Source organism: Rhodococcus sp. NPDC055112 (assembly GCF_053607505.1).
Genome location: NZ_JBSGTR010000092.1, coordinates 1 through 13,758 on the forward strand (window position 1 = coordinate 1; position 13,758 = coordinate 13,758).

Consider the following 13,758-nt stretch of genomic DNA (forward strand, 5'->3'; position numbering starts at 1 on the left):
GCGTCGGGGACCCTGCTCGACTGAGCTGCCCGGCGCCGCCGTGGAGGTGTTACTAGCGATCCGCGTCCGTGTACTTGATGACGCCGCGCAGGTTCTTGCCGTCCAGCATGTCCTGGTAGCCCTCGTTGATCTGCTCGAGGCTGTAGGTGTTGGAGATCATGTCCTGCAGGTTGAGCTGACCCGACTTGTACAGGTCGAGCAGCATCGGAATCTCGTGACGCGGGTTGGCGCCGCCGAAGACGTTGCCCTTGAGCGTCTTCTGCAGCATCGCGAAGAGGAAGAGGTTCATCTTCACGTCCATGTCGGACATGTTGCCCATCGAGGTCACGACGCAGGTGCCCGTCTTGGCGGTCAGGGTCAGCGCCGGATCCACCATCGCGCCGTCCATCTCGCCCATGGTGAGGATGACCTTCTGGCACATCTTGCCCCAGGTCAGCTCCATGACCGGGACGATGGCCTCCTCGAGGCTCGCGTAGGCGTGGGTGGCACCGAACTTGAGGGCCTGCTCGCGCTTGAACGCGACCGGGTCGATGGCGATGACGTGGCGTGCGCCCGAGACCACCGCGCCCTGCAGCGCGGCCATGCCGACGCCACCGACGCCGACGATCGCGACGGAGTCACCGGGGCGGACCTGCGCGACGTTGGTCGCCGAGCCCCAGCCCGTGGTCACGCCACAGCCGACGAGCGCGGCGACCTCGAACGGGATGTGCTCGTCGATCTTGACCGCGGAGTACTCGTGCACGGTCATGTAAGGCGAGAACGTGCCGAGCAGCGACATCGGGATGACGTTCTGGCCGCGGGCCTGGATGCGGTACGAGCCGTCGGAGATGGACTGGCCGCTCAGCAGGCCCATGCCCAGGTCGCAGAGGTTCGAATGACCCTGCGTACACGGATCACAGGTGCCACACGCCGGGATGAAGGACAGCACGACGTGGTCGCCCTCCTTCAGCCTCTTCACGTTCGGGCCGACCTTGGTGACGACACCGGAACCCTCATGTCCACCCAGCGCCGGGAACGACGGCATCGGGGTGGCACCGGTGACGATGTGATAGTCGGAGTGGCACATACCGGCCGCCTCCATGCGGATCTGGACCTCGCCCTCTCGGGGATCACCCAGCTCGATCTCCTCGACCGACCACGGCTCGTTGAGACCCCACAGGAGCGCGCCTTTTGTCTTCATTTCGTTCCGGCCTTTCGTCCGCATCCGCTATACGTGATCGAGGTGACGGCGATCACAGCGCACACACTATCCCGAAATTCCGCAAATTGGAACACGTTCTAGGGGAATTTCGTGCCATGGTCTAACGAAGCCCAAAAAGCCCAGGACAGGTGCGGTTTTGAAGCCGACACGCGAGCCTCTCCGAGTCCCAGTGAGTGAGTTTCCCGGCCCCGAACTGGACGTTCGTCCGTCAGCCGCGCACGTCGTGCAGGTGATGGATCGGGTCGTGCACGAAGTACCGCGCGAGCGAGTCCACGGTGAAGGCCGATCCGTCGCTGCGCAGCCCCCGCCGCCCCCGGTCCGCGGGCGGGACCGCCGCGAACGCGTCCGCCACGGCGGCCGCGGCGGCACCGAGTTCGGTCGTGACCGTCGCAGGGTCCTGTTCGCCGTAGCGCTCGGCGGCGGCGGTCTCGTCCTGATCCCAGTTCGCGAAGTGCGGGTCGTCCTGCGCGAGCATCAGCTCGAGGCGTTCGCGGAAGATCCGGAACACGTCCCGCACGTGCGCGGAGTACTCCAGTGCCGACCAGGTCTGCTCGTCCGGCCGTACGGCCACGTCCGCCCGCGCCAGCACCGCGGGCCAGGCCGCCGCATTCGCACGGACCAGGCCCGGAATGTCCTCGTACTCGACGGCACCGGAATCGAATCCACAGTCGGCGCAGGGACGCTCGAGGACCCAGGTCCAGTTCTTGGTGTCGGGCGTGATCGTCATGGATCCAGGCTAGTGATCGCGCCCGGGTTCCGCGCGGTCGAGACTGACGTCGAGCGCGCGCGCCTCGTGCTCATGTCCGACCCACTCGTAGCCGACGACCGTCAACACCGGGGCCAGCATCACCACGATCAGGCACCACGCCATCGAGACACCCTGTGCAGCAATGACGACCGCGAGAACCAGGGTCGCCACGGTGCCCACGAGGAGGATCAGGTGAAACGGGTCGGGCACCCGCACGAGATAGGCGTAGAGCAGGTAGACGGCGCCGATGAACACGGCAACGGGTATCGCCACGGCGAGCACCGTGGCCACGGCACCGACGTGCGCGACGTGCTCGATGTAGTAGGCCGCGACGTGCAGCCCGGCCCCGACCGCCGCGAGCGACGAGAAGATCAGGATGTGGCCGTAACCCCAGACGAAGCAACGGTTTCGGAACACCTCGAGCACCTCGGCCGACGGGAGGATGTAGTAGACCCACCACAGCCCGAAGGTGAGCCCGATCCCGGCGACCGCGACCAGAACCGCATCGAGCGTCCACCCCTGCCTGCCGACCACGGCCGAGAGCGACGCCACCGTGCCGATCACGCCCTCCCCCAGCGTGATGATGACCAGCAGCCCGTGCCGCTCGACGATGTGGTGCACGTGCCACGGCGTCCCGCCCTTGTTCCGCTCCGCGACGACCGGCCCGCTGAGCTCGAGCAGCATGAGCACCGCGGCGACCGCGAACACCTGCTCGAGGGTGAGCGGGGCGATCACCACCGCTGCCCAGCCGAGCTGGGCGATGACGAGCGTCACGACGTACGTCAGCGCCGCGGGGCGGTGCGTCGGATCGTGCTTCGCCGCCCGCAGCCACTGGAAGACCATGGCCACCCGCATCACGATGTATCCGGAGACCATCACGCCGTTGTCGAGTTCGACCCCGCGGTCGATCGAAGCGAACATCTGGGGCAGCCCGAGCGCCAGGATCACCACCCCGACCATCTGCACCATCGTGGTGACCCGGTAGATCCAGTCATCGGTGTCGTAGGCGGAGGCGAACCAGGAGAAGTTCATCCACGCCCAGATGATCGCGAACATCGCGAACCCGAACCCGGCGAGGCCGCTGCCGAGGTGGCCCTCCGCGACGAGGTGCGCGAACTGCTCCCCGGCGACGCCGAACGCGACGACGAACGTCAGGTCGAAGAGCAGTTCGAGCGGGGTTGCGGACCGGTTCGCCTCGTCCGGGTCGCGACCGACCATCCGCTGCACGCGGTGGGCGTAGTAGCGGGCTGTCCCCGCCGGCTGTTCGGCTGCGCTCATGGTCGGGCTCCCCTGCCAGGGTCCGCGAACGATCGGTGCGGTGAAACCTACCGGCACTGCGGGCGCGAGGGGTGGCATCTCGAGTGGGGCGGGCGGGGCTCGAACCCGCGACCAATGGATTATGAGTCCACGGCTCTAACCGACTGAGCTACCGCCCCATTGCCGCATCGAACACTCCTGCGGCCCGCCGAATGCTACCGGCCCCACTCACCCCATTGTCCGCCGAGGGGTGGTCGGAGTGCGGCGCCCGCAGATGCATAGGCCGCCGAACGCAAGAGGACCCCGCCACACGGTGTGTGACGGGGTCCTTCCGAATGCTCCCCCGACTGGACTCGAACCAGTAACCGTCCGATTAACAGTCGGAAGCTCTGCCAATTGAGCTACAGGGGATTACTCCGTACGGCCTCGCGTTCTCGTTCGGCCGCGGTGAAACTTTAACCCATCCCCCCACCCAGGTACCAAATCGCCTGCCCGGAGGCCCATCAGGCAGACTGTTGAGAGGCTGGTCGGAGGAGGAAAGCAGGGATGATGCGCTTGTTGATCGCTGTCGGCGTCGGGTACGTGCTGGGGACCAAGGCGGGCAGGTCGCGCTACGAACAGATCAGCAAGGCCGCCAAGGCCGTGGCCGCCAGCCCCGCCACCAAGAAGGTCATCGACGTGGGCAGGCAGAAGCTCTCCGACAGCCTGAACACGCAGCCCCGACTCGAGCCTCTCGAGGCCATCGACGCGGACACAACGATCTACGTCCCGCGCGACCGCAAGTAGGGGCGGGCAGGCCCGCCTACAGGTCGTCGGAGCTGTCCCCGACGGCCTGTTCGAGCAGGCTGCGCCGGTACTGCTCGAGCGCCACCAGGTCGCCGAACAGGGACATGTACTCGTCGGGCTGGTCTGCCTGCGACATCCGCTGCAGCTTCGACTTGAGGTCGGCCACCTGATTGCCCACCCACACCTCTTGCAGCCGGGCCAGCACCCGCGGGATGTAGCCAGGCACGTCCGAGGCCCGCATCGGGTCCACGGCCAGCTCGGTCACCAGCGACTGCAGCGGCTCGGCGCGCTTGCCGACCGCCTCCATCCACTCGGCACCGCCGAGCCCCGCACCGGTCCCGCCCGCCTCTGCGATCGCGTCGCGTACCAACGCGTACGCGGGATGAGTGAACGATTCGGTCGGCAGCGAGTCGAACACCGAGCCGGCGAGCGCCGGGTACTGCAGGGCCGACTTGAGCGCCTCCCGCTGCGGCCACAGCGTCGGGTCCGTCGGGTTCGGCCTGGCGGGACCCGCGGGCGCCACCGTGGCGCCCTGCTCCGGCACCCGGCTCCGCTCCTGCCGCTGCGGCCCGCGACCCGACCTCGGTGAGTTCCTGCGGGCCTCCTCGCGGACCCGCTTGATCACCGTCGGGATGTCGTCCCAGCCGATCCAGCCTGCGAGCTGACGGGCGTAGTCCTCACGCAGCGCCTCGTCCTTGATCCTGGCGACCACCGGCACCGTCCGTCGCAGCGCCTCGACCCGGCCCTCGCCGGTGTCGAGGTCGTGCTCGGCGAGCAGGGATCGGATCACGAACTTGAACATCGGGATGCGCCGGGCGACCAGGTCGCGCACGGCGGCGTCGCCCGCCGACTGCCGTAGTTCGCACGGGTCCATCCCGTCCGGCGCCACCGCGACGTAGGTCTGCCCCGCCATCTTCTGATCGCCCTCGAACGCCTTGAGCGCCGCTGCCTGGCCCGCGGCGTCGCCGTCGAAGGTGTAGATCACTTCGCCACGGAAGTAGCTGTCGTCCATCAGGAGTCGGCGCAGCATCGCCAGATGGTCATCGCCGAACGCGGTGCCGCAGGCGGCAACCGCGGTCTTCACACCGGCCAGGTGCATGGCCATCACGTCGGTGTAGCCCTCGACGACGACCGCCTGGTGACCCTTCGCGATGTCCCGCTTGGCCAGGTCGAGACCGAACAGCACCTGAGACTTCTTGTACAGCATGGTCTCTGGCGTGTTGATGTACTTGCCGGGCATGGTGTCGTCGTCGAACAGCTTGCGCGCGCCGAAGCCGATGACGTCGCCGCCGAGGTTGCGGATCGGCCAGACCAGCCGGCGCCGGAACCGGTCGATCGGGGTGCCCCGCTTACCGGGGGTGGCCAGGCCGGCGTCGACGATCTCGTTCGCCTCGAAGCCCTTGACCATCAGGTGCTTGGTCAGCGTGTCCCAGCCGTCCGGCGCGTAGCCGCAGCCGAAGGTGATCGCGGCCTGGCCGTCGAAGTTGCGCTCGGTGAGGTAGTCGCGGGCGGTCTGGGCGTCCGGTTCCCGCAACCGGGCCGCGTAGAACTCCTGCGCGGCCGCGTTGGCCGCCACCAGTCGCGCCCGTGTGCCGCGGTCGCGCTGCACGGAGGGTCCGCCGCCCTCGTAGGAGATCGTGTAGTTCAGCCGGTCGGCGAGCTGCTCGACGGCCTCGACGAAGGAGATGTGTTCGATCTTCTGCATGAACGAGTACACGTCGCCGCCCTCGCCACAGCCGAAGCAGTGGTAGGTCCCGTGATTGGGGCGGGCATGGAAGGAGGGCGACTTCTCGTCATGGAACGGGCACAGGCCCTTCATCGAGTCGCCGCCGCTGCGCTTGAGCGCGACGTACTCCCCCACGATGTCCTCGATGTGGGTCCGGTCGCGGATGGCCGCGATGTCTCGTTCAGGAATTCGGCCGGCCACTCGAGCAGTGTAGGCGCTATCCCCAGCTCGCCTGCGCGCCGAGGCTCTGCTTGTCGACGCGCTCGAGTCGGCTCTCGGTGTACGAGGCGATCTGGTCGACGATCACCCTCGTGCGGGCCTCGTCATCCGCCGCCCGTTCCCATGCCGAGAGCAGCAGCGGGTCCAGCCCGGACGGCGCCGTGCGGTGCAGCCATTCCGAGACCCGGTGAATGCGGTCGCGCTGCCTGTCCTGTTTGGTGCGGTGCCCGGCGTCGGACATCACATAGCGCAGCGCGACGGTCTTGAGCAGCGCCACCTCCGCGCCGACCACCGGCGGGATCTCCAGGTCGGCGGAGTAACGCGAGAGCGGGCCGTCGCCTGCGACCCGGCGGGTCTCGGTCACGGCCGCGGTGGCGAACCGCCCGACCAGCTCGCTGGTCAGGTTCTTCAGGGCCACCGAACTGGCCAGCGTGCCGTCGAAGCTGCCGCTCGCGCCGACCACTACGGGCAGCACGGACAGCCGACGCGCGGCCTCGACCAGGTCGTCGACGATCAGCCCGCGGAACTCCGAGGCACCCATCTCCGCCAGCGCCCGCTGCTCGGCGGGGTCCGCGAGCGCGCGCAGGTCGATGCGACCGGCGATCACGCCGTCCTCGACGTCGTGCACCGAGTAGGCGACGTCGTCAGCCCAGTCCATCACCTGTGACTCCAGGCAGCGCTGCCGCCCGCGGGCGCCCTCGCGCACCCAGGCCAGGATCTGGGCGTCGTCGTCGTAGGCGCCGAACTTGGCGCCGGGCGCCGGACGCGTCCACGGGTACTTGATCGACGCGTCGAGTGCCGCGCGGGTGAGGTTGAGGCCGACGCTGCGTCCGTCGCCGTCGAGCACCTTCGGCTCCAGGCTGGTGAGAATCCGCAGGTTCTGGGCATTGCCCTCGAATCCGCCGCAATCCGCGGCGACCTCGTCCAGCGCCTTCTCGCCGTTGTGCCCGTACGGCGGGTGGCCGATGTCGTGGGCGAGCCCCGCGAGGTCGACCAGGTCCGGGTCGCAGCCGAGGCCGTCCGCGATGCTGCGGCCGATCTGCGCGACCTCGATCGAGTGGGTGAGCCGGGTCCGCGGGGTGTCGCCGTCGCGCGGACCGACCACCTGGGTCTTGTCGGCGAGCCGACGCAGCGCCGCGCAGTGCAGCACCCGGGCCCGGTCCCGCGAGAAGTCGGTGCGCCGGGCCGAGGTGCCGGGCAGCCCGCCGCTCTTCGGCGCCTCCGCCACCCGCCGCTCCAGGTCGTGCTCGGTGTAGTCCGCCACCGGATCCGACGCCATCACTGTCCCGCGGTGTAGGGAAAGTCCGCGGAGAAATGGGTGAGCTGATACCAGATCAACGCCCCTGTCTCCCTTGCGATTCCGTGCGCCTGTGACTCACGGGTGAAGACGGCGGGCCCCTGCCGGGTCGGCGCCGTCCATGCCTCGAGCCCGGCGTCGCGGGCCATCGTCCTGGTGCGAAGGGAGTGCCACGGGTCGCTGACCAGGACGGCCGACGTCATGTCGCGCTCGCCCATCTCCCGGCTCACGCCCTCGATGCTCCGCAGGGTGTCCGACCCCTCCTCGACGGCGATGATCCGGTCGCCCGGCACGCCGCGACCGATCAGGTAGTTCCGCCCCGAGGCGGCCTCGGTGTAGACGTCGCCCTCCTGCTTGCCGCCCACGGTGACCACAGTCGGTGCGACGCCCCTGTTGAACAGCTTCACCGCCTGCTCCAGGCGCGCCTCGAACACCGAGGACGGCGTCCCCGAGTACTGGGCCGCACCGAGCACGACGATGGCATCGGCCTTGGTCGGGTCGTCGATCCGGGCGACCTGCCACACACGCGCCGCGGTACCGCCGACCAGCAGCACACCCATCAGCACGGCGCCGGCGAGGGCGCGGCGCGTCCAGCGGGCAAGCGTGCCCCCGAAACCGAGGCGGTCGGTCTCGTACACACGGGCTGCTGTTGAACTCACCCCGCAAGTCTGCCAGCAGGCGCTCCCATACCGCGGTGTGGCGCGCCCGGATCACAGCGCGGAGCCCGCGATCGACGCTAGATTCAGCGCATGGCACTCGCACAGCCGCACGCTCGCGGTCGACACGCTTCCCACCGCATCTCGATCGCCGCGGCAACGGCCTCCGTGCTGGCGCTGCTCGGCCTGATCTGCCTGCCCGGCGTTGCGGCCGCCGAGACACCGTTCCGGATGCCGGGCCAGATCTCCGATCGGGTCGGCGCTCTCGACGACGCCGAGCGCGCGGAGGTCCGGTCCGCACTCGACGCGCTGTTCGACGAGCAGCACGTGCAGCTCTGGGTGACCTATGTCGCCGGCTTCGACGGCATGGACGCCGGGCAATGGGCGAGCAAAACGGCGCAGCAGAGCGGGCTCGGCGACAACAGCGCGTTGCTGGCAGTGGCCACCGAAGACCGCGCCTACGCCCTCGATCTGCCACCGAACCTGAGCAACGTCAGCACCGCCGAGATCGACAGCATCGAGCAGGACGCCATCGTTCCCGCTCTGCGACAAGATGATTGGGCCGGCGCTGCGATCGCGGCCGCGGGCGGCATCGACGACGCGATGAGCTCGTCGGGGTCCGGGTCCACCGCCAAATACCTGCTCATCGGTGGCGGCGTCGTGGTCATCGGGGCCGGCGGCGCTGTGCTGTACTCCCGTCGCAAGAAGGGTGAGCGGATCCGACAGGGCATCGAGGCGGCCAAGGACGTCGACTGGACCGACCCGACCGCCATCGCGGCCCTGCCGATCGAGACCCTCGATGCCAGGGCCAAGGAGGTGCTCGTCGAGACGGACAACGCGATCCGGACAAGCGAGGAGGAGCTGAACCTGGCCCGCGGCGAGTTCGGCGATCAGGCGACCGCGCCGTTCACCGCCGCCTACGAAACCGCGAAGACCACCCTCGCCTCGGCGTTCACCCTCCGCCAGCGCCTGGACGACGCCATCCCCGAAACCCCGGATCAGAAGCGGGACATGCTGATCCAGCTGATCTCGACGTGCAGCCGGGCCGACAAGGAGCTCAATTCTCGGGTGACGGAGTTCGACGGGATGCGCGACCTGCTCCTCGACGCGCCCGCCCGCCTCGACGCCCTCACCCAGGACGTGGTGGAGCTGACCGTCCGGGTCCCACAGTCGGAGGCCACGCTCGCCGGACTGCAGAACGAGTTCCCGGAGCCCGCGCTCGCATCGGTGTCGGGGAATGTCGCGATGGCGCAGCAACAGCTGACGTTCGCGGATCAGAACATCACCGCCGGCCGCGAGGCGGCCGCGCTGCCCGCGGGCAAGCAGGGTCCCGCGGTCGTCGCGATCCGGGCCGCGGAGGGTGCCATCGCACAGGTCCGGGAACTGCTCGACGGCGTCGACCACGCCGCGGACAACATCCGCACCGCCATCGCCACCCTGCCCGCGGTCCTCGACGATGCCCGCAAGGACATCGCGGCCGCGGCTGCGCTGGCCCAGCACGGCGGACAGCCCCTCGCCGTCGCCAAGGCCGCGACCGAGGCGGCGCTGGCGCAGGCCGAGGCCCTCAAGGACAGCGACCCCCTCGGGGCGTTCACCGCGATCGTCAAGGCGGACAACGAACTCGACACCGTCCTGGCCACCGCGATGGATGCCAAGGAACAGACGGAGCGAGCCGCGCAGCGCCTCACCCAGGACCTCACTGTCGCCCAGTCGCAGATCACCGCGGCCAAGGACTACATCAACACCCGCCGCGGCGCCGTCGGCGCGGAGGCCCGCACCCGGCTCTCGGAGTCGGAACGCCATTTCGACGCCGCCCGTCAGCTCAGTCAGTCCGACCCGGCGAAGGCGCTACAGCACGCGAAGGCCGCGGGCGACCTCGGCGCCAGGGCACTGCGACTCGCGCAGGGCGACGTGCAGAGCTGGGAGGCGAGCAGGCAGCCGCGGAGCTCCGGGAGCAACACCGGCGCGATCCTCGGTGGCATCCTCATCGATTCGATGATGCGCGGCGGGATGAGCGGCGGCTGGGGCAACCGTGGGGGCGGCGGTGGCGGTGGCGGTCGCGGTCCCGGCTCCTTCGGCGGCCCGAGCAGCTCCGGACGGATCAGTCGCAGCGGGCGGTTCTAGAACGCGGGCCGATGCCCGCGACGCCTTCGACCGTTCTCCGGCCTCAGGTGTTCGCCGACCGGCTGCTCATTCCCTGCTCGACGATCCACGCCGCGACCTGGATACGGGAAGCGAATCCGAGCTTCGCGAGGATCTGCTCGACATGCCCCTGGACGGTGCGCTGAGAGATCAGGAGCTTCGCGGCGATCGCCTTGTTGGTCAGGCCATGAGCCACGAGCTCGGCGACCTGCCTCTCACGCTGCGTCAGCGCCGACAACAGCCCTGGGGACTGCCGCTCCTCCTCCGCCTCGGAGGTTTCGTCGAGCGCGTACGCGATCGCAACCTCCGGGCTCCACCGTGCCCCTTCTCTGACGGCCCCCTCGAAGGCCCGATCACCGAGGACCCGGCGGGTCTGCTGCTCGCATTCCGCGTGGTACACCTGCAGCGTCCGGGCAACCACCCCAGGGCTACCGACCGTTCGCCACATCGTCTCCACCGCGCCGAGCAACAGCGCGGCACGCCGGGCGTGATTCCCTGCGCACGCGATCCACGCCAGCGTCTCGACACACATCGCGGCAGCCAGCATGTCGCCCGCCGATCGGGACAGTCGCAGACCCTGTTCGAGGAGGCCGGCGGCGCGCGGCGGATCGGCCTCCCACAGCGCCAGTCCGAGGGCGCAGGCCGCGTAGGCCCGGTAGACGGACTCGCCGGACCGATCGCTGATGGCAAGGGCCTCCTCCTGGTAGCCGACGGCTCCAGCGGCGTCGCCGAGCAGTCCAGACGCCAAGGTGAGTCCGAGCAATGTCGAGATCTGCCTGAGGTTGTCCCCCCGGTCCCGGAAAGCCGAGAGGGCATTCGCCCATCCGATGACCGCGCCCGGCAGGTCCCCGGCGAAGGCGGCGAGGTACGCGTTCGCGTGCATGACGGCCGCCCGCAACGCGTCGTCGTCCAGCTGCTCCGCAAGGTCATGTGCCGCCGCAGCCGACGCGGTCGCAGCCCCGGTATCGCCCTGATGACCTGCGAGCAGGCTGTTCGCGCACAGTGCCTTGGCCCTGTCGACGGTCGGTTCGTCCCCGTGCAGGTCGAGCGCGGAGTCCAGCCAGTATCTGCCCTCGCGGAGGAGACCACGGGAGAGCCAGAACGGAAAGAGCGCGACAGAGATCTGCAGGGCGACGTCGGCCTCGTCCCGCTCGCTCATGCAGATGTGCATCGCTTCTCGCAGATTCGCCTGCTCGCGGCCCAGTCGCGCCATGAGCTCGACCTGGCGGGGACCGATCCACTCGAATCTCGTCGTCGAGACCAGATTCCGGTACCAGTCCAGGTGCCGTCGACGGAGGACCCCGATGTCGTCCGGGGCCAGCAACTCCTCCCGGCCATACTCGCGCAGGGTCTCGAGCATCCGGTATCTGACCACCGGCCCCACGCGCTCACTCATCAGGATCGACTTGTCGACGAGCGATGCCAGCACGTCCAGCACCTCACCCACGGGCCGATCGCCCGCGCAGATCCCTTCCGCCGCATCGAGTTCGAACCCGCCCGAGAAGATCGTCAACCGACCCCACAGCTCGCGTTCGGCTTCGGTGCACAGTTCGCGGCTCCAGTCGATGCAGAGCCTGAGCGTTTGCTGTCGGCCCGGCGCTCCCCTGCGGCCACCTGCGAGGAGCTCATATCGATCGGACAGCCGGTCGAGTATCTGGTCGGCCGAGAGCGTCCGCAGCCGGACCGCCGCCAGTTCGATGGCAAGCGGGAGCCCGTCGAGCCGGTGACAGATCTGCGCCACGGCAACTCGATTGCCCTCGGTGAGGGCGAACCCGGGCACCGCGACGGTAGCGCGTTCGAGGAACAGGGTCACCGCCTCGGAACGGGACAGCTCCTGCAGCGACGGCGGCTCGTCCGGGTCTGGCACCGCGAGCGACTGGACTCGCACCACTGCTTCGCCGCCGACTGCGAGGGCCTCGCGACTGGTCGTCAGAATCCGCAGCCCGGGACAGCTTCGCAGCAGGGTCATCGCCAATGACGCAACCGCATCCACCACGTGCTCACAGTTGTCGATCACGAGGAGCATGCGTCGATCACGCAGGTGACCCGCCAGCATCTCGAGCGGCGGGTCACTCGAGATGCTCCGCGGCGCGAGTGTGGCGGCCACCATACCGGCAAGCAAGGTCGGATCACGCAGGTCACCGAGCTCGACGAGCCACACCCCGTCCTCGAAGTCTCGTCTCGAATCGGCGGCTACCCGCAGCGCCAGTCGCGTCTTGCCGACACCACCGATACCGGTCAACGTCACCAGCCGCGAGGAGGACAGCAATCGCCTCGACTCGGCCGTCTCCCTGCGGCGTCCGACGAAGCTGTTCAACTCGAGCGGCAGGTTCCCGGCCACCTTGCCAGGGACGGTGGGCGGCATCGTCACTCCCCGCCTTCCCCCGGCACAGGGCCGCGAACGATATCGGCCGGAACCCGCCTGGTGCGGCAGGCTCCGACTTGACACTTTAGAGTGAACTGTAACGCCTTGACCCTCCGCGCTACCGCGCGGATGGAGGTGCCGTCAGGGCAGGCTCGGACCGGAAACAGGTACCTACCCCCGTCATCCCGCCGTGGCGCTCGACACAGCGCCCGCGAAGTATGAGATTCGTCAGTTCTACCCAGCGTGAAGTCGAGGTTTTCCGATGCTCTTGCTCACACGACCCACCACGGCCGGAAACCGACCGTCTCACGACGTTGCGCCGGAGGTGCTGATGATCCGCAACTGCGCGCGCTGCGCGACACTGCTGAGCCCGGAGAGCTCCACCTGTGATGTCTGTGGGGGCAAGGACCTGCCGCAGGTCCCGTCAACGGGGCTCGGGGAGATTCGAACGTGGACGGTGGTCGATCGCGAGTCTCCCGACCGATGCGGCGATCCGATGCCGTGCCTGCTCGCGGTCGTCGCACTCGACGACGGCCCCTGGATCTGCACCTGGCTCGAGGGCGAGATCGCGGTTCGCTCGGACCAGCACGTCCGCGTCCAGTTCGATCACATGGCCTCCGGGGACTGGTATCCCGTGTTCTGCGCCTGCGGTGCCGACTGCAACCAGGCGCTCCCCACCGTCTGACAGACGGCCGACACTCTCCGCCCGATACCCGTACAACATTCGACGATCCCACCTGAGGTCCGAACACGAGCCGACAGCATTCGCGCAGTAATGCGCATTTTCAACCATTCTCATAACACCTCCACCATCGAACAAAACGCCCCCGAAACAAAGTCGGCACGGGCGGCAATTCTGCATATCCAGACGACCATTAACCGGATTGTCGTGCCAATAGACAATAATTCACTGTAATTCGATCAGAATCAGCCGAAGGCAACGTCACCGCGACCTGGCCGACCCATCCCGTCGACCCGCTCCCCAGCACTCAATCAGGCCATTTGACCTGCATCTACTCACCAATTTCAGTTTTCTTCACGGGACACCGATGACGAATCTCGACGCAAACAATCCGTGAACACATGGTGAATCACACACCTCCCCCGGGGTGATACAGAAATCCGGACCGATTCCCTTTCTTTTTCACCCACATGACGACACACCGTCGTGGTAGAAATTTGTGCGGCCGCAACTGCCCCCTGGTTGCGGCCGCACAAATTTCAGAAGTCCGATTCAAGGAGTGATCAATGGCAACCTTTCTCACGGTCCTCGGTGTGCTCGGGAAGGTCGGCGCGGTCGGCACCCTGCTGCAGGCGCTGAGCTGACGGCCCGGCCGAGGGGCCGGCGCTCTCCCGAGGAG

At 68.3% G+C, this 13,758-nt stretch carries 10 protein-coding genes and 2 tRNA genes; 3 read left to right on the top strand and 9 right to left on the bottom strand.

Translation table 11 applies throughout. From position 1 onward, the window contains the following. Positions 1 to 52 precede the first annotated feature (52 nt). The 5 genes from ACWFRB_RS25265 to ACWFRB_RS25285 form a co-directional block, all read right to left on the bottom strand. Positions 53 to 1,180 (bottom strand): NDMA-dependent alcohol dehydrogenase, encoded by a 1,128-nt coding sequence (locus ACWFRB_RS25265; protein WP_027499995.1) that lies wholly within the window; start codon positions 1,178 to 1,180, stop codon positions 53 to 55. 229 nt (positions 1,181 to 1,409) lie between these two features. Continuing rightward, positions 1,410 to 1,928: a DinB family protein gene (locus tag ACWFRB_RS25270; RefSeq protein WP_452643969.1), complete on the bottom strand. Its 519-nt coding sequence runs from the start codon at positions 1,926 to 1,928 to the stop codon at positions 1,410 to 1,412. Positions 1,929 to 1,937: 9 nt separating this feature from the next. Further along, positions 1,938 to 3,227: a low temperature requirement protein A gene (locus tag ACWFRB_RS25275; RefSeq protein WP_452643970.1), complete on the bottom strand. Its 1,290-nt coding sequence runs from the start codon at positions 3,225 to 3,227 to the stop codon at positions 1,938 to 1,940. Between the two features lie 84 nt (positions 3,228 to 3,311). Further along, a tRNA-Ile gene (locus ACWFRB_RS25280) sits at positions 3,312 to 3,385 on the bottom strand. Positions 3,386 to 3,544: 159 nt separating this feature from the next. Next, positions 3,545 to 3,617, bottom strand: a tRNA-Asn gene (locus ACWFRB_RS25285). Between the two features lie 135 nt (positions 3,618 to 3,752). On the opposite strand from ACWFRB_RS25285, the gene ACWFRB_RS25290 reads away from it, so the two are divergent. Continuing rightward, positions 3,753 to 3,992, top strand: a complete 240-nt coding sequence (locus tag ACWFRB_RS25290; RefSeq protein WP_097212019.1) for a hypothetical protein — start codon at positions 3,753 to 3,755, stop codon at positions 3,990 to 3,992. 16 nt (positions 3,993 to 4,008) lie between these two features. On the opposite strand, the gene dnaG is transcribed toward ACWFRB_RS25290, so the two are convergent. The 3 genes from dnaG to ACWFRB_RS25305 are packed head-to-tail and all read right to left on the bottom strand — an operon-like array spanning position 4,009 to position 7,893. After that, positions 4,009 to 5,919 (bottom strand): DNA primase, encoded by a 1,911-nt coding sequence (dnaG, locus tag ACWFRB_RS25295; RefSeq protein ID WP_452643971.1) that lies wholly within the window; start codon positions 5,917 to 5,919, stop codon positions 4,009 to 4,011. Between the two features lie 16 nt (positions 5,920 to 5,935). Then, the gene (locus ACWFRB_RS25300; RefSeq protein WP_452643972.1) at positions 5,936 to 7,216 is read right to left on the bottom strand and encodes a deoxyguanosinetriphosphate triphosphohydrolase; all 1,281 of its coding nucleotides are present in this window, start codon (positions 7,214 to 7,216) and stop codon (positions 5,936 to 5,938) included. After that, entirely contained in the window at positions 7,216 to 7,893 is a 678-nt protein-coding gene (locus tag ACWFRB_RS25305; protein WP_452643973.1) for a YdcF family protein, read from the bottom strand. Before ACWFRB_RS25305 ends, ACWFRB_RS25300 begins: the two co-directional genes overlap by 1 nt. 90 nt (positions 7,894 to 7,983) lie before the next feature. Here ACWFRB_RS25305 and ACWFRB_RS25310 point away from each other — a divergent pair, with 90 nt between their 5' ends. Further along, positions 7,984 to 10,014: a TPM domain-containing protein gene (locus ACWFRB_RS25310; protein ID WP_452643974.1), complete on the top strand. Its 2,031-nt coding sequence runs from the start codon at positions 7,984 to 7,986 to the stop codon at positions 10,012 to 10,014. A 43-nt stretch (positions 10,015 to 10,057) separates the two neighbouring features. Here ACWFRB_RS25310 and ACWFRB_RS25315 read toward each other — a convergent pair whose 3' ends face one another. Further along, complete coding sequence (locus tag ACWFRB_RS25315; RefSeq protein ID WP_452643975.1) at positions 10,058 to 12,397, bottom strand: ATP-binding protein; 2,340 nt, start codon at positions 12,395 to 12,397, stop codon at positions 10,058 to 10,060. A 262-nt stretch (positions 12,398 to 12,659) separates the two neighbouring features. Between ACWFRB_RS25315 and ACWFRB_RS25320 the strand changes: the two genes are divergently transcribed. Continuing rightward, positions 12,660 to 13,082: a Zn-ribbon domain-containing OB-fold protein gene (locus tag ACWFRB_RS25320; protein ID WP_452643976.1), complete on the top strand. Its 423-nt coding sequence runs from the start codon at positions 12,660 to 12,662 to the stop codon at positions 13,080 to 13,082. Positions 13,083 to 13,758: the final 676 nt, after the last annotated feature.

What these genes read in the sequence shown, in the direction of transcription:
- ACWFRB_RS25265 (WP_027499995.1), bottom strand. Translation starts at nt 1,180, where the DNA reads ATGAAGACAAAAGGCGCGCTCCTGTGGGGTCTCAACGAGCCGTGGTCG.
- ACWFRB_RS25270 (WP_452643969.1), bottom strand. Translation starts at nt 1,928, where the DNA reads ATGACGATCACGCCCGACACCAAGAACTGGACCTGGGTCCTCGAGCGT.
- ACWFRB_RS25275 (WP_452643970.1), bottom strand. Translation starts at nt 3,227, where the DNA reads ATGAGCGCAGCCGAACAGCCGGCGGGGACAGCCCGCTACTACGCCCAC.
- ACWFRB_RS25290 (WP_097212019.1), top strand. Translation starts at nt 3,753, where the DNA reads ATGATGCGCTTGTTGATCGCTGTCGGCGTCGGGTACGTGCTGGGGACC.
- ACWFRB_RS25300 (WP_452643972.1), bottom strand. Translation starts at nt 7,216, where the DNA reads ATGGCGTCGGATCCGGTGGCGGACTACACCGAGCACGACCTGGAGCGG.
- ACWFRB_RS25310 (WP_452643974.1), top strand. Translation starts at nt 7,984, where the DNA reads ATGGCACTCGCACAGCCGCACGCTCGCGGTCGACACGCTTCCCACCGC.
- ACWFRB_RS25315 (WP_452643975.1), bottom strand. Translation starts at nt 12,397, where the DNA reads ATGCCGCCCACCGTCCCTGGCAAGGTGGCCGGGAACCTGCCGCTCGAG.
- ACWFRB_RS25320 (WP_452643976.1), top strand. Translation starts at nt 12,660, where the DNA reads ATGCTCTTGCTCACACGACCCACCACGGCCGGAAACCGACCGTCTCAC.